The organism is Sulfitobacter sp. HGT1 (genome assembly GCF_013282155.1).
In the GTDB taxonomy this organism is placed as follows: Bacteria; Pseudomonadota; Alphaproteobacteria; order Rhodobacterales; family Rhodobacteraceae; genus Sulfitobacter.
Genome location: NZ_BLWI01000010.1, coordinates 19,219 through 33,814, shown reverse-complemented (window position 1 = coordinate 33,814; position 14,596 = coordinate 19,219). Strand labels below are relative to the sequence as shown.

14 protein-coding genes and 1 pseudogene are annotated in these 14,596 nt (G+C 57.5%); 8 read left to right on the top strand and 7 right to left on the bottom strand.

Annotated elements, in window-relative coordinates:
• Position 1: 1 nt before the first annotated feature.
• Positions 2-1,099: an LPS export ABC transporter permease LptG gene (gene lptG, locus HGT1_RS10190; RefSeq protein WP_176249840.1), complete on the bottom strand. Its 1,098-nt coding sequence runs from the start codon at positions 1,097-1,099 to the stop codon at positions 2-4.
• Positions 1,096-2,226 carry an LPS export ABC transporter permease LptF gene (gene lptF / locus HGT1_RS10185; protein WP_176249839.1) on the bottom strand — a complete coding sequence of 377 codons (1,131 nt, stop codon included), beginning with the start codon at positions 2,224-2,226 and terminating at the stop codon, positions 1,096-1,098. The genes lptG and lptF overlap by 4 nt, the downstream gene beginning before the upstream one ends.
• 137 nt (positions 2,227-2,363) lie before the next feature.
• Here lptF and HGT1_RS10180 point away from each other — a divergent pair, with 137 nt between their 5' ends.
• Positions 2,364-3,836 (top strand): leucyl aminopeptidase, encoded by a 1,473-nt coding sequence (locus HGT1_RS10180; RefSeq protein WP_176249838.1) that lies wholly within the window; start codon positions 2,364-2,366, stop codon positions 3,834-3,836.
• 3 nt (positions 3,837-3,839) lie between these two features.
• Entirely contained in the window at positions 3,840-4,298 is a 459-nt protein-coding gene (locus tag HGT1_RS10175; RefSeq protein ID WP_176249837.1) for a DNA polymerase III subunit chi, read from the top strand.
• An 18-nt stretch (positions 4,299-4,316) separates the two neighbouring features.
• Here the strand turns inward: HGT1_RS10175 and HGT1_RS10170 are convergent, their stop codons facing one another.
• From HGT1_RS10170 to HGT1_RS10160, 3 genes are all read right to left on the bottom strand, one after another.
• Positions 4,317-4,904, bottom strand: coding sequence for a TIGR02281 family clan AA aspartic protease (locus tag HGT1_RS10170; RefSeq protein ID WP_176249836.1), 588 nt, complete (start codon positions 4,902-4,904; stop codon positions 4,317-4,319).
• A 51-nt stretch (positions 4,905-4,955) separates the two neighbouring features.
• Entirely contained in the window at positions 4,956-5,609 is a 654-nt protein-coding gene (locus HGT1_RS10165) for a MarC family protein (protein WP_176249835.1), read from the bottom strand.
• A gap of 82 nt (positions 5,610-5,691) precedes the next feature.
• Complete coding sequence (locus tag HGT1_RS10160; protein ID WP_176249834.1) at positions 5,692-7,554, bottom strand: ABC-F family ATP-binding cassette domain-containing protein; 1,863 nt, start codon at positions 7,552-7,554, stop codon at positions 5,692-5,694.
• A 104-nt stretch (positions 7,555-7,658) separates the two neighbouring features.
• Between HGT1_RS10160 and ndk the strand changes: the two genes are divergently transcribed.
• Positions 7,659-8,081: a nucleoside-diphosphate kinase gene (gene ndk, locus HGT1_RS10155; protein ID WP_176249833.1), complete on the top strand. Its 423-nt coding sequence runs from the start codon at positions 7,659-7,661 to the stop codon at positions 8,079-8,081.
• Positions 8,082-8,184: 103 nt separating this feature from the next.
• Here the strand turns inward: ndk and HGT1_RS10150 are convergent, their stop codons facing one another.
• Entirely contained in the window at positions 8,185-8,529 is a 345-nt protein-coding gene (locus HGT1_RS10150; protein ID WP_176249832.1) for a TfoX/Sxy family DNA transformation protein, read from the bottom strand.
• Between the two features lie 372 nt (positions 8,530-8,901).
• On the opposite strand from HGT1_RS10150, the gene HGT1_RS10145 reads away from it, so the two are divergent.
• The 5 genes from HGT1_RS10145 to HGT1_RS10125 all read left to right on the top strand — a co-directional run bounded on the left by HGT1_RS10145 (position 8,902) and on the right by HGT1_RS10125 (position 12,468).
• Positions 8,902-9,072 carry an RSP_7527 family protein gene (locus HGT1_RS10145; protein ID WP_176249831.1) on the top strand — a complete coding sequence of 57 codons (171 nt, stop codon included), beginning with the start codon at positions 8,902-8,904 and terminating at the stop codon, positions 9,070-9,072.
• A 96-nt stretch (positions 9,073-9,168) separates the two neighbouring features.
• Entirely contained in the window at positions 9,169-9,381 is a 213-nt protein-coding gene (locus tag HGT1_RS10140) for a DUF1127 domain-containing protein (protein ID WP_176249830.1), read from the top strand.
• 180 nt (positions 9,382-9,561) lie between these two features.
• Complete coding sequence (locus tag HGT1_RS10135) at positions 9,562-10,536, top strand: Gfo/Idh/MocA family protein (RefSeq protein WP_176249829.1); 975 nt, start codon at positions 9,562-9,564, stop codon at positions 10,534-10,536.
• 85 nt (positions 10,537-10,621) lie between these two features.
• Positions 10,622-11,275: a hemolysin III family protein gene (locus HGT1_RS10130; RefSeq protein WP_176249828.1), complete on the top strand. Its 654-nt coding sequence runs from the start codon at positions 10,622-10,624 to the stop codon at positions 11,273-11,275.
• 125 nt (positions 11,276-11,400) lie between these two features.
• A complete protein-coding gene (locus tag HGT1_RS10125) occupies positions 11,401-12,468 on the top strand; it encodes an IS630 family transposase (RefSeq protein ID WP_176249827.1) in 1,068 nt (355 codons plus the stop codon).
• 433 nt (positions 12,469-12,901) lie between these two features.
• Here the strand turns inward: HGT1_RS10125 and HGT1_RS10120 are convergent.
• Positions 12,902-14,369 (bottom strand): annotated as a pseudogene (locus HGT1_RS10120) (IS3 family transposase).
• Between the last annotated feature and the right edge of the window lie 227 nt (positions 14,370-14,596).

Sequence of the window (14,596 nt, the reverse complement as noted above, 5' to 3'; positions counted from 1 at the left end):
TTCAGCCATCCTCCGCATGCAGCAAAAGACCAAGGGCCAGCAGAATGGACGCAGCAGGCGGAGCCCAGGCAGCGAGGATCACCGGAATTTGCCCGTTTTCACCCAAAATCTGTGCAAAGCTGCGAATGAAATACAAACCGAACCCCAACAAGACCGATGCCAAGACGGCAACGCCTGTGCCCCCAAACCTCGTATGCCGCATGGTGAATGCGCTCGCAACAAGAACCATCGCCACCAGGAAGAACGGCCGCGCCAGTTCGGTCTGCAGCCAGACCTTGTGACGGCGCGGGGAAAAGCCTGCTTGCTCAAGCTGGTGAATGAACGCCGGGAGCTCGTAGATCGACACGGCACCAGGGTCGCTGATGCTTTCGCGGATGCGGTCAAGGGTCAGGTTCGACGGCAGGGTCAGCGTTTCGAAATACGCGGCGTTGCCTTCGGCATTTACCCCGACCTCAAGCGGCCACGACTTGGCCCCGGTGAGCACCCAGTTGCCATCCTCAAGGGATGCACTTGTCGCCTCGATCCGGCGGTTCGGGCCCCCCTCGGGCGCATAAGAGATAAAGGTCACATCATATAAAACCGACGCATCGCCGTTCGACCGCCATGCACGGATCACCGTCTGCCCCGGATCGCCACCCTGACGCAGCCACAACCCTTCGTCGCTGATCGACAAGGCTGATGCACCGCCGGCGCGGATGTTTTCGGTGACCTGAGTATAGCGTTTCGCCGTGGCCGCAACGATCGGGTTCAGCATCCCAACCGCCATGATCCCGATAATAAACGCCACCGCCACAGGTGCCTGCAACGCGCTGAGCGCAGAGCGGCCAGCGGCACGGGTCACCACCAGTTCGGACGATCGGGCCAGCGACAGAAACAAAACAACCGTCGCCAGAATCATGATCAGCGGCAAGATCAGGTTCAAGGTTTCGGGCGTGTTCAGCAACGTGAGCCCCAGAACCCGTTGCCAGCTGATGTCGTAGCTTGAAAACTTGCGGGCCTGATCGACCATATCGACCAAGATCACCAACGCGAACAGCACCCCCGTGATCAGCAGGAAACCGGTCAAGAAACGCCGTGCGAAATAGAAATGCAGGATCATGCAGCGACCTTTCTGCGGCGCAACCGGCGCAGCCAGGCCGGATGGGCCGCATGCCAGATCATCCCCGTGACCAACACCAGCCCAAACAGGCTGGGCAGATAAACAAGCGGCCAGCGGCTGGCATCCCTCAGCACGATATCCACCAGACTGCCGTCGATCCCGTCAATGGCGATCAGCAAACCAAAGGCGATCACGATCTCGCGCCAGACCCCGAACCGCGAAAACCCGCCCAGAATCAACGTGGCATAGCCGATCATCGCAGCAACAATGCAAAACAGCGGCGCGGCAAAGCGGGAATGGAACTCCTCTGTGATGGCACCCTGGCTGATCAGCCCACTGCCGCCCAGATCGCCCCAACGGGTAAGCAACCGGGGCGTGACCATGCTGTCGATCGACAGGTTTTCCCTGGCTTGGTTCCTGACCAGCGCCGAGATATCAAACGAGAAATCGCGGAATTTGGCCGTGGACAACTGTTTGGTTTCATTGGACAAACGCTGCGCCAGCCCGTCTACCATGATCAGGGTGGTGCCGTCGCCGTTGTTCACAAGATAGGCTTCCGATGCGGAATAGATGATGCCTTCCTCGGGGTTACGGCGATCCGACAGGAACACATCGCGCAACACGCCATCGGCCCCAACCAGCCGGGTGTAAAACGTCACCTTGGAGGTAGGATGCAAAAATTCGCCCTCGGTCAGCAGACGCGCCGACACATTTTGCGAAATCTCGGTCTCGCGCTGGCTCAATTGCCCTTTTGCCATGGGCACCAGAAAATGCGTGAGGATCGACAACATCACCGCCACACAGATGCCATAGACCAGCACGGGCCGCGCCAGACGCCACGGGCCGCTGCCCGTTGCCTGCATCACAATCAGTTCGGATTCGCTGGTCATGCGGTTGATCACATAGACCGACCCTGCAAAAGCGGCGATTGGGAACACGGTGGTGATCAGCTTGGGCAGGCCCAGAACGGTAAACTCAAGAAATACCAGCGCGGTCTGGCCATCCCCAATCAGCCGGTCAAACAAGACAACAGCCCGATTGATCCAGAAAATCGCCACCAGTATCAGCGCGAAAAAACTGAACAGGATCAGCAATTGGGACAACATATAGCGGTCAAACTTAGCCAATCTGCATCCCTTAGGTGTTTGAACTGTAATTATTCGGTCACGATAAAGCAAAATAGCGCCCGCGAAAACTGCTATCTGGCCTTACCGGCGACTGCGCGCTAGGTCTTGGGGCAATTCTTATGAAAAGGACCCCGAACATGACCGCATTGACCCCAATGAGTTTTGTCCAAACCGACATCGACCAGATCGCAGGCCATGCCGGCCGCGTGGCGGTGACGGTGGATGCCACAGGCAAGATGAACCCAAGTGCGCGTCGGATCAACAAGCTGACCAAAGGCGCGTTGGAACGGCTGGTTCAAAGCACCAAGTTCACCGATCTGAAACCCGGCGACGTGCTGAGCATGGGCTATCCCACAGGCATGGCAGCCGAAGCCGTGGATGTGGTGCAACTGGCCAATAACGCAGACGTGCATGACCTGCGCAAAGCAGGGGCAAATCTGGCGAAACAGCGCGGCGAGGCGGATTTGCTGGTGCTGACCGGCGGGCTGCGCAAATCGGCGGAGCTGTGCTTTGGTCTGGCGATGCGCGACTATTCGTTCGAGGATAACAAAAGCAAAGGCAAGCCGCGCAAAGGGTCGGTTACGGTCATGGCCAGCACGCCTGACGAGGTGAAAGCCGCAGCGGAGCCGCTGTTGGCCATTGCCGACGGGGCGTTTATGACCCGCGATCTGACCAATGAACCGGCCAATGTGCTGACCACAACCGAATTTGCCGACCGTCTGGCCGCGATGAAGAGCATCGGCCTCGAGGTCGAAGTGCTGGACGATGCAAAGCTGGAAAAGCTGGGCATGCGGACGCTTTTGTCTGTTGGACAGGGGTCGGCCAGCCCGTCCTATGTGGTTGTTATGAAATGGAATGGCGGCAAAAAAGGCACGGCCCCGCTGGCCTTGGTCGGCAAGGGCGTGGTCTTTGATACCGGCGGTATCAGCCTCAAGCCCGGGGCCGGCATGGAAGACATGACAATGGATATGGGCGGCGCGGGCGTGGTGTCAGGCGTGATGCGCAGTCTGGCGTTGCGCAAGGCCAAGGCCAATGTCGTCGGTCTGGTGGGCATTGTCGAAAACATGCCCTCGGGCACCGCGACCCGCCCCGGCGATGTGATCAAAACTATGAAGGGCGACACGGTCGAGGTCATCAACACGGATGCCGAAGGGCGGTTGGTGCTATGTGACGTGATGTGGTACGCGCAAGAACAGTTCAAACCCGCCGCCATGATCGACCTTGCCACCCTGACAGGCGCGATCGTAGTGGGCTTGGGCCATGAGAACGCAGGCGTATTTTCCAACAACGACACGCTGTGCAACGCCTTTTTGAAAGCGGCTGGTGCCGAAAAAGAAGGCGCATGGCGGATGCCGATGGGTGCGGGCTATGACAAGTTGCTGGAAAGCCGGATCGCCGATATGAAAAACATCGGCGGTCGCAATGGCGGTGCTGTGACGGCTGCGCAATTCCTTGGGCGGTTCGTGAAAGACGAAACGCCGTGGATCCACCTTGATATCGCCGGTGTTGCCTCGGTCAAAGAGGAAACCGCATTGGCCCCGAAAGGTGCGACAGGCTGGGGTGTAGCATCGTTGAACCGGTTGATTTCGGACCATTACGAGGGCGAATAGACAATGGGTGCCGCGTATTTCTATCACCTGACCCAGCGACCGCTGGTCGAGACGTTAACCATGCTGTTGGGCAAGGCCCAAGGGGCAGGGTGGCGCGTGGCAGTTCGCGGGACCGATGACACTTTGTTGGCGCAAATGGATGCCGCCCTGTGGCTGGGCCCCGATGACGGGTTCTTGCCACACGGGTTGGCAGGCGGCCCCCATGATGCGGACCAGCCGGTGTTGCTGACAACGAAAAGCGATACGCCAAACGGGGCGACTTGCGTTTTTTCGATCCACGGGGCCGATGTGACGGCGGATGAAGTTGCAGCATTGGACCGCGTCTGCATCCTGTTCGACGGGCTGGACGAGATCGCGCTGAACAAGGCGCGCGGCCAGTGGAAAGCGCTGAAAGATGCCGGCGCATCGGCACAATACTGGTCCGAAGAAAGCGGCAACTGGGAGAAAAAGGCAGAAACCTGAACAGGTTGCGGGGCGGTCTTAACGTGTCAGGATCAGTTCGTTATTCGAAATCTCGATCCGGCCCCAGCGTTGCAGATAGCCCATGCCCAACAAGGATTGCGCCATATCTCCGTCATTGACCACGGCAGAGACATCGAAGTCACGCACCGTGCCCAGTTGCACCTCGTTCAGGCGCACGAATGCGGTGCGGACTTCGCCGTTGGCGGTGTTGGCGCGGCCAAGATAGTTCAAGGTATCGGGTGACAGACCAACGCGCTGCGCGTCGGCGCGGGTCAGGACCATGTCGCTGGCACCGGTATCCACCACAAAACGGATCGCCGCGCCATTGATTTGCATGGTCAGGTAATAATGCCCGTCGCGGGCGCGCGGGATGGTGACCGTGCCGATCCCGGCCTCATAGCTTTGCTGCGGCACGGCCGAACTGCGGCTGATATCGCCCCACAGACCGTAACCCGCCGCGGCCCCGATAAAGATCATGCCCCAGACCGCGGCCTGTTGCAGGGTTTTGTTAAACCCTTCGCCACGGCCTTGCATAAAGAACCAGCCCGCGACCATCGCAAGCAACACCAAAAGATAGATCAGACGGCCGGTTTCGAATTCTGGCATAGGTAAATCCCTTGTTCCTGATCTGGAATATGGGGTGTGTTGCGGCCTTTGTCAGCCCGCGCCGGGGCCAAATCCGAATGCGCTGAGGCCATCGAGCACGAATTGCACCGAGAGCGCCGCCAAAAGCATCCCCAAAAGCCGTGTGATGACGTTGATGCCGACCTTGCCCAAGGCCCGTTCCAGATAGCCGCTGGCCTGCATGGTGATGCCCATCAGGATCAACACCGCAAAGGTGATGCCCATCACGGTGACGAACCCTTCGATGCCCGGCTTTTCGCCTGTCAGCAGGATCACCGACGCGATGGCACCGGGCCCGGCGATAAGCGGGATCGCCAGCGGAAAGACCGACGGGTCGTCGTGATCATGATCGTCAGGGTCATGATCCGCATCGGCTGCGGTTTGTTCGCGCCGCTTGGTACGGCGGTCAAACAGCATCTCGAGCGCGGTCAGAAACAGCAAGATACCCCCCGCAACGCGGAAGGCGGCCATCGAAATGCCGATAAAGTTCAGCACGGCCTCGCCGAAGGCGGCAAAAACCAGCAGGATCAACCCCGCGACAAAGACGCCGCGCCATGCGATGCGGCGGCGTTGGGCGTGGGGCATGCCGGGGGTCAGGGCCAGAAACATCGGCCCGATCGCAAAGGGGTCGATGATCACGATCATGGTGGCAAAGGCCGTGATCATAAAGGCAATGTCGAGTGTCATCATATGTTGCTACCGGGGGCCAGCCCCCGGACCCCCGGGATATTTGTGAGCCAGAGAAGTCAGGCCGAAATGGGTCATAGTGTCAGGCAGAGGCGGTCTCCAGCTTTTCAAGAGCGGCCATCCAGATGGATTCGGCGCGTTCAAGGGCGGCCATCACTTCGGCGTATTTTTTGTTCCACACCTCAAGTTCGCCGACTTTTTCCTTTTCGTAAAGGGCAGGGTCGGCAAGTTTCTTGGCCAGCTTGTCGCGCATGTCGTTGATTTTGGTCACGCGGGCTTCGGCGGTGCGCACTTCGGAGCGCAGGGCAAGGATGTCTTCGCGCGAGGCGCGTTTGGGTTTGGGGACTTCTTTGACCGGCTTGGCGTTCTTGCTGACCGGTTTTTCGACCGTGAGCAGCATTTTGCGGTAAGCCTCGAGGTCGTCCTCATAGGGTTTGACGGTGCCATCGGACACCAGCCACAGACGGTCGGCCACCATCGACAGAAGGTGCATGTCGTGGCTGACCAAGATCACAGCGCCCGAATAGCGGGTCAGCGCTTCGACCAGGGCCTCGCGGGATTCGATATCAAGGTGGTTGGTCGGTTCATCGAGGATCAGCAGATGCGGCGCATCCAGAGTGGCAAGCAGCAGCGACAGGCGGGCTTTTTGCCCCCCTGACAGGCGGCCGACCTCGGTATCGGCCTGGTCGGGGCCAAGGCCGAAACCGGCAAGTTGCGCGCGCAGTTTCGACTGCATCACGCCGGGGCGCGCCGTGATCATGTGCTGCAACGGGGTTTCGTTGATGACCAGTTCATCGACCTGATGCTGGGCAAAGAAACCGATGCGCAGTTTGTTGGAATTGACTGCTTTGCCTTCGAACAGCACCAGACGGTTGGACAGCAGTTTCGACAGGGTCGATTTGCCCTGACCGTTGCGGCCCAGCAGGGCGATGCGGTCATCCTGGTCGATGCGCAGGTTAAGGCGCGACAATACGGGCACGCCTTCGGTATAGCCGGTGGAGCCACCTTCGATGCTGATGATCGGCGGCGACAATTCATCAGGCTGCGGGAAGGTAAAGACCTTGCGCGCCGCTTCCTCTGGCGGGGTGATTGTCACCATCTTTTCAATGGCTTTCATCCGTGATTGCGCTTGCTTGGCCTTGGAGGCTTTGGCTTTGAAGCGGTCCACGAAAGCCTGCATATGCGCCTTGTGCGCCTGCTGCTTTTTCGCGGCGGCAGAGAGCTGCGCCCGTTTTTCGGCACGCATTTTGGCGAATTGGTCGTAGTTGCCCTGATAATAGGTCAGCTTGCGGTCTTCGAGGTGCAAGATACCCCCGACGGCGCGGTTCAGCAGGCCACGGTCGTGGCTGATGATGATCACCGTATGCGGATACTTGGCCAGATAGTTTTCCAGCCACAACGCCCCTTCGAGGTCGAGATAGTTGGTCGGCTCATCGAGCAGCAGCACATCGGGCTGTGCAAACAACACACCCGCCAGGGCGACGCGCATGCGCCAGCCGCCGGAATAGGCGGAACAGGGCTGTTGCTGGTCATGGTCATCAAAGCCGAGCCCCTTGAGGATCGAGGCCGCGCGGCCTTCGGCAGACCATGCGTCGATGTCGGCAAGACGGGTTTGTACCTCGGCGATGCGAACCGGGTCCTTGGTGGTCTCGGATTCTGTGATCAGCGCTGCGCGCTCCACATCTGCCGCCAGCACGGTGTCGATCAGGGACACGTCCGAGGAGGGGACCTCTTGGGCGACGCCGCCGATCTTGGCGCGCGACGGCAGTGAAATATCGCCCGCGTCCAGCCCCAATTCCCCGCGTATGATGCGGAACAAGGTGGTTTTACCCGCGCCATTGCGGCCGACGAGGCCCACTTTATGACCTTCGGGGATGACGGCGCTGGCTTCCTCAAACAAGGGGCGGCCTTCGACGGAATAGTTGATTTCTGAAATGCGTAACATGGGCGCGGTGTGAACCATGTCCGGCCCCGCGTCAATCACGGCTTTTCATGGGACAGGCACCATGTTAGGGAGCGCCCAAATTAACCCCCATTAGGAGAGCTATCATGGCCCTTGAGCGCACATTCTCGATCATCAAACCAGACGCAACACGCCGCAACCTGACCGGCGCAATCGCGAAAAAATTCGAAGACGCAGGTCTGCGCATCGTTGCAAGCAAGCGTATTCACCTGACAAAAGCCCAAGCTGGCGAGTTCTACAAAGTGCACGCCGAGCGTCCTTTTTATGACGAACTGTGCGAATTCATGGCATCCGCGCCAATCGTAGCGCAGGTTCTGGAAGGCGAAAACGCCATCGCGAAAAACCGCGAAGTTATGGGTGCAACAAACCCAAGCGATGCGGCACCCGGCACAATCCGCGCCGAATTTGCTGAATCAGTTGGCGAAAACTCGGTTCACGGGTCGGACGCACCAGAGACAGCCGCGACTGAAATCGCGTATTTCTTCTCGGGTCTTGAGCTGGTCGGCTAAGCCCACCTGCATTTGACAGCTAAAGAAGGGTCGCGGGAAACTGCGGCCCTTTTTCTATATGCGCCACGGGTGCGCCACAGGGCAGGGTGCTGCGGCACATGTCCTAAGAGGGGGCGGGTCTGACGCCGATCTGATCCATCAGGCGTTCGAATTCAGCATCCACGGGGTCGAATGCGCGGGCTTTCATGGCGTCGAATTTCACACGCAGGGCTTTTTTCTCGGCCCCTTTGCAATCGTTCCACGGGCGCCCCTGAAGCCCCATGACCAGAACGTAATAGCCGATGAAATGCGGGCGGTGCCCGTTGCGCAACAGTTTCTCATAGGCGGCATCGGCACCTAATTCACGCAACTGTTCTGCGCTATGCACCCCCACCTTGGCAAAGCTTTCCTGAAATGCAGGGCCAAGGTTGCGGATGGATGAAACCGGATCGGAGTTGGAATGCGACATAGCGCCAAATTAACGCGCTTGCCGATCCGTGTCACGATCAGATGCTGGCGTAATCGGTGAAAACCGGTGCCTTTGTCTGCGGCTGCGAGGGTCGTGCAGGTGCGGGTTCGGGCTTGGCGGGGGTGGGTATGCTTTGGGCCATTGGACTGCTCCGTTCTGGATGCGAAATCTAAAGTTGTGGGCCCGTTAAGCCTGTTGAAACAATCTGTCCATCCCAAGGCGGCCCTGTGCTCATTTCATGCCGGTTGCCGCACCTGCAAAACCGTCGCCAGCCGAGCCATGCAAAAACCGCATATCGCCTATGGTTTGCACATTTCACATGTCCGGCACATATGAAGGTCACGGGCACGAAAGCCCAGGAACGGAAAGTAAATGATGAGTACCAACTTTACATATCGCACAGCGACACCGGCCGATGTTAACCGGATCATTGCACAGGCCCAAGCCGAACGCAGCGCGTTCATCGCAGCCTTTGCACGACGCACATCCGCTAAACTGCGCGGATTGTTCGTGAAAACACCACGCGGGGCAGTTCCTGCGTAACATCTGCTTCTGATCCCGATCCTCCCTGACGGATCTGACGCAGCACCAACCCGATTGCGGTGGATAGGCCACCGCAAAACCGTAGAAGAGAAAAAAATGAGCTATACAACCCTATCCGCACCAAGCTTTGACGTCGCAGCGAAAATGCACAGCCTGATCGAAGGCTTTCGCGCCAACCGCGCCCAAAAACGCGCCGTACGTCAAACCTTTGATGAGCTGTCCGCAATGAGCGACCGCGACCTGGCCGATATCGGCATCGCACGCGGCGAAATCCGCCACATTGCCGCACAGGCATCCGTTCTGCGCTAATCCGCGACCAGAACACCCCAAGATTTCACCGCCGCATAGCCCCGCTATGCGGCGGTTTCATATTTTAAGGGGTGCGTTTTCGGGTCGCTGTCCGCTTTGCTCCTGTGCTAGACTTCAACAGCGCAATTAACTGCCGGTCGACCGGAGTGTGCAGCAAGATGTGTGAATTTGGGGGATGCAATGACTATCAAAACAGCGATCATCGGCTTGGGCATTATGGGGCAGCGGATGCTGGAACATATGGTTTTGCACCCTGCCTATTCGGTTGTTGCGGTCTGGGACCCCAGCGAAGACGCCTGTCGCACGGCCACGGTAAATGCCCCCGGTGTGACCGTGACCGCCACAGCCGAGGACGCGATTGCCGCCGCTGATCTGGTCTATCTTGCCTGTCCTCCCGTGCCCCGCAAAGCCTATGCACTGGCTGCGGCGTCGGCCGGAAAGGCCGTGTTTCTGGAAAAACCCTTGGGAATCAACGTCGAGGAAAGCCGCGATCTGGTCGAAAAAATCGCCGCATCCGGTGTGCCTGCCGCTGTGAATTTCACCCAAGCCGCCGGGGCCGCCCTGACGGATGTCCATGCAGCGGCAAAAGCGGGCGAACTGGGCGAATTGGCAGGGGCCGATATCGTCGTGACCTATGCCGCATGGCCCCGCGCCTGGCAGCAAGCCGCCGACTGGCTGCGGTTTCGCGCAGAAGGGGGCATGACCCGCGAAGTTATCTCGCATTTTCTGTTCTTTTCCGAACGCATTCTGGGGCCGCTGGAACTGGTTTGGGCGCAGCCTGATTATCCGTCAGACAGCAAACTATGCGAAACGCATGTGGCCGCGCGTCTGGTATCGGCCAGCGGTGCGCCTGTGACGATCATGGGCAGCGTTGGCGGGGCGCAGCCGGACCGTCAGGAACTGACCATCAAAGGCAGCAAATCCAGCCGCCGCATTTCCGAATTCTACCGTGATGCCGTGTCGACGGGGGGCGATTTCACGCCTGTGGTGGACGATTACGCCGATCCGCGGGCGACCAGCCTGCGCGCGCAGCTGGATGATCTGGTCTTGCTGATTGAGGGTAAACCGAACCGTCTGGCCACATTGCCCGAGGCATTGCACGTCCAGATTCTGATCGAAGCCATTCTGGCAGGCAAACCGGCACCCGCCGCATAAAATCCGGGGCAGGTGACGCACCGGCGTTGTAGACTTTGACAGTTCGGGCCGCTAACGCAGGCCCAGACTGAGCCAGAGACGCCAAATGACCGATGTAAATTTCCCCAGTATCGTCCTCTCGCACCGGCGCGCCGACATGTTCGTGCACGCGGTCGGGCTGATCCTGATCCTGACCGCCGGCACGGCGTTGATTGTCAGATCAGCAACGCTGCCCGGCTATGGCTTGATCATTGCAGCGGCGATCTATGTGAGCAGCGCGCTGGCGTCCAACCTTGCGTCCTGGTCCTATCATTTCCTGCCATGGCACGCGCAGCGCATCAAATTACGCCGCATCGACCACGCTGCGATTTACCCCAGCATTGCGGGCACATTCACCCCGTTCTTTGTGCTTGCGGGCACCCCATGGACGCTGTTTTTACTGTGTTTCAGCTGGGCGCTCAGCGTCGTGGCGATCTGGAACAAGATCACCAACCCCCAAGTCAAATCCCCGTGGTCCACGGCATCCTATCTGGGGCTTGGCGCGATCGGGCTTGCCGCCTTGCCCGATCTGACAACGGTGCCCTGGGCGACCTTGTGGTGCGTGATCGGCGGGGCGTTTGCCTATGTCGTAGGGACTGTATTCTATGCCCGCAAAACAATGCCGCTGCGCTATGCGACATGGCATATGTGCGTCAACATCGGCAGCATCCTGATGTTTATCGGCATCTGGCGCGCCTTCTTTCCCGGCAATCCGGTTTGATGGTGAAGGCAAGTCGTCAACAATAATCCCATATACCGATATGCCTGAATTGACCTGAGTATTTCATAGGCTTCCGAGTCAATTGGTCGCACTTCTTTTCCTCTGATATTCTGCATGATGTCGTCATGGACAAGCAGACAAAATTAGTGGCCCTGACAGAAGAGCAACGCTCTGCCCTTCAGGCTATTTGCCGTCAGCGTAAGGTCGATGCTCTTGTGTGGAAGCGTGCCCGGGCGTTTCTACTTTTGGATGCGGGCTATGATGCCAAAACCATCTGCGAGATACTGGACATCGGTCCCACAGTATTGCCGGAGTGGCGGTTTTCTTTTGCAGGCGCGGGGCTGTCGTTTTTCGGGCTGAAGGACTACAGCCAACGGCAGGGTCACCTTTCTGTTGAACAGGAACGGGCCACACAAGCACATTTCACGGAACATTCTGCGCGGAACGCAGATGAAGTTTGCGCCTATATTTTGGCTGAGCATTACCAAAGTTATAGCGCCTCTGGAGCCCCCAAGCTGATGCGTCGTTTAGGCTTCGTTTATAAAAAACCTCAGTCGTTGCCAGCTCAGGCCGACGAGATCAAACAAGCGGCCTTTATCGCCCATTATGAGGCCCTGATGACTGGACTGAGGGCGGATGAAATGGTCGTCTTTTCAGACGCAGTGCATCCAGAACATCAAAGTCGACCGGCCCATGGTTGGTTCCCCAAGACACAAAAGATCGCCCTGAAAGCAACATCGGGACGCAAGCGGCTCAACATTCAAGGTGCGCTTGATCTAGAGACCATTCAGTTCACCTTTGTCGAAAGCGAGAAGATCAATGCCCAGACAACCCAGCAGATGTTGGAAAAGTTGGAAGCCAAGAACCCAGCCATGACGGCAATTCACGTCTTTCTCGACAATGCACGCTACCATCACGCCAAAATATTGCAGCCATGGTTGGAGAGATCAGAGCGACAGGTAAAGTTACATTTCCTGCCGCCATATGCGCCGCATCTAAACCCAATAGAACGTCTCTGGGGTGTCATGCATAAATGTGTCACCCACAATCGTCACTATGCCACATTCGACCAGTTCACAGAAGCAATTCTAGGGTTCTTTCGCAAAACATCGCCCCTCAAGTGGCGCGCGTTTACCGATACCGTCACCGACAATTTTCGGATCATCTCGCTCGACGAATATAAAGTGATTTGAGCACGTAGAGTTCAGCTCAATTCAGGCGTATGAGTATAATTTCAACTTAATTCTGAAGCCTTACGCTTCAAACTGATCATGGCCCAGTAACGCAGTGCCAACAAGACTGGTCAGCACGTTGGTGTGGTCTGTCCGGAGCGGGATCACTGATGTTTGCCCTTACAGCGCATAATTTCCATAACGGAGGAAAACAATTTCTTGAAATGGCCTACTAAAGGTAGCCTGTATGAGGAGCCAAGCTCTTCCATAGCGATCATGCAGCTGATGTCTGAATTTGGCTTGGAATTAATTTGACCTCAGTCTCTCGCCTAACGAAGCGATAGACCGACGAAGCAATTCCTCTTTTTTGGTGATCGGAATTGTCCGTCGTCATATAAAATGGGACATCAGAGCAGCTTGAGCATTGGAGGCTCTGGCTCGTGTGTGTTATTGATTATGCTGCTTGTTTTTGGTGTTGCAAGCGGCGTTGTCGGACTGTCTGTTTCTTGACCTTTTCCCTTTCCCTGAGAATGGCTTTGTCGCGGCCAAAGTAGACGTCGGCAGGTGTGACGTTGTTCAGGCTCTCGTGGTAACGCTGGTTGTTATAGTAATCGACGAAGGCCCCGATTTGGCGTTCAAGATCACCGGGTAGGTAGTAGTTCTCCAGCAGAACCCTGTTCTTCATGGTCTGGTGCCAGCGTTCGATCTTACCTTGGGTTTGTGGATGGAACGGCGCACCACGGACATGCTTCATGTTTTGCCCTTCCAGCCATTCGGCCAGATCACCAGAGATGTAGCAGGAGCCATTGTCCATTGCCCGACAGGGTCATGCAAAGCATGATCCCGAGAGGGGCTGAGCAGACGTGGCTTGTGCCGCACAACCGCCTGGTCGCAGCCTGATGTTGTCAACGCCAGTTCGATTGTGTCTGTCACGTCCTCAGCGCGCATAGTGGTGCAGAGTTTCCAGGAAATGATGTAGCGGCTGTAGTCATCCAAGATCGTGCTCAGATAATACCAGCCCCAGCCAATGATCTTGAAGTAGGTAAAGTCGGTCTGCCCCTCGCCCGCCAGGGCATGTTTACATGCCCGAGAGGAGCATCTCGTTGATGGCTGTGGTTTTGTCTTTGAACTCCTCCGCCGCTTTGATCACCACATAATCAGGGGCAGTAATCAGTTCAGCAGCTTTGAGAATGCCCCTCTCGTGCATGCTGCGCATACCCTGCCGGGCAGTGGGTAAGCTGATGATTCAGAGACAAAATACCGTTTCTCATCGGTGTATTTGACGGCCAGCTCCCGTGTGGTCAGCGCTTCATGTTCCAGCGCAAATTCGATCAGGTCGTCACGACGGGCATCGGGGATGCGATTCCAGACAGATCTTGGGCATGGGGATCTGTCAGCCAGCGCATCAAGCCCGCCATCAACGTAACGGTCGTACCATCGATAGAATGTCGTGCGCGGGATGCCCAGCATGTCGAGGGTCTGCTTAACCGGCAGATGCGATCCCTCAACGGTGCGGATGATCTCCAGTTTCTCGGACGCAGGGTATCTCATTCCTCGAACTCCCCAGCCCCTGTCATGCTTTTTTTGAGCAGACGGTTTTCAAGGGTCAGATCAGCGACGCATTCTTTCAGGGCCAAGGCCTCAGAACGCAAATCCTTTACCTCAGGCGCTGTGGCCTGCCGCGCCGTGTCGCCAGATAACCGGCGCTTGCCGGCTTCGAGAAATTCCTTCGGCCAGCTATAATACAGGCTCTCAGCAATACCCTCCCGGCGGCATAGCACCGAGATGCTTTCCTCGCCGCGCAGACCTGCCAATACAATGCGGATTTTCTCTTCCGCCGAATAGGTCTGGCGGGTCTTGCGGCGGATGTTCTTAACCACCTTGTCGGCGGCGTCTTTCGATGTCTGTGGCTTCTTCGTCATCTCGATCGCCTAATCGATAAGATGAACCAGAAATCCTCCCTTATTCAAATCCTCAAATCTGTCCCACGGGCGCTGACGTCAGACATACTGGGCGGCGTCTGATTTTACGTGATAGGGTGCGGATGCTGGAGCGGGCGAGGATGTTGGAAGGGTGGCTGCGGTTGCAGTGAGCGCATTTTTTATTCTATTTTCACAGATGCTTTGCGACGAAAAATAGAAAACCGAAA

Bases quoted from the DNA above. Each gene is read 5' to 3' on its own strand.
- lptG (WP_176249840.1), bottom strand. From the start codon at position 1,099: ATGATCCTGCATTTCTATTTCGCACGGCGTTTCTTGACCGGTTTCCTG.
- HGT1_RS10180 (WP_176249838.1), top strand. From the start codon at position 2,364: ATGACCGCATTGACCCCAATGAGTTTTGTCCAAACCGACATCGACCAG.
- HGT1_RS10175 (WP_176249837.1), top strand. From the start codon at position 3,840: ATGGGTGCCGCGTATTTCTATCACCTGACCCAGCGACCGCTGGTCGAG.
- HGT1_RS10170 (WP_176249836.1), bottom strand. From the start codon at position 4,904: ATGCCAGAATTCGAAACCGGCCGTCTGATCTATCTTTTGGTGTTGCTT.
- HGT1_RS10165 (WP_176249835.1), bottom strand. From the start codon at position 5,609: ATGACACTCGACATTGCCTTTATGATCACGGCCTTTGCCACCATGATC.
- HGT1_RS10160 (WP_176249834.1), bottom strand. From the start codon at position 7,554: ATGTTACGCATTTCAGAAATCAACTATTCCGTCGAAGGCCGCCCCTTG.
- ndk (WP_176249833.1), top strand. From the start codon at position 7,659: ATGGCCCTTGAGCGCACATTCTCGATCATCAAACCAGACGCAACACGC.
- HGT1_RS10150 (WP_176249832.1), bottom strand. From the start codon at position 8,529: ATGTCGCATTCCAACTCCGATCCGGTTTCATCCATCCGCAACCTTGGC.
- HGT1_RS10145 (WP_176249831.1), top strand. From the start codon at position 8,902: ATGATGAGTACCAACTTTACATATCGCACAGCGACACCGGCCGATGTT.
- HGT1_RS10140 (WP_176249830.1), top strand. From the start codon at position 9,169: ATGAGCTATACAACCCTATCCGCACCAAGCTTTGACGTCGCAGCGAAA.
- HGT1_RS10135 (WP_176249829.1), top strand. From the start codon at position 9,562: ATGACTATCAAAACAGCGATCATCGGCTTGGGCATTATGGGGCAGCGG.
- HGT1_RS10130 (WP_176249828.1), top strand. From the start codon at position 10,622: ATGACCGATGTAAATTTCCCCAGTATCGTCCTCTCGCACCGGCGCGCC.
- HGT1_RS10125 (WP_176249827.1), top strand. From the start codon at position 11,401: ATGGACAAGCAGACAAAATTAGTGGCCCTGACAGAAGAGCAACGCTCT.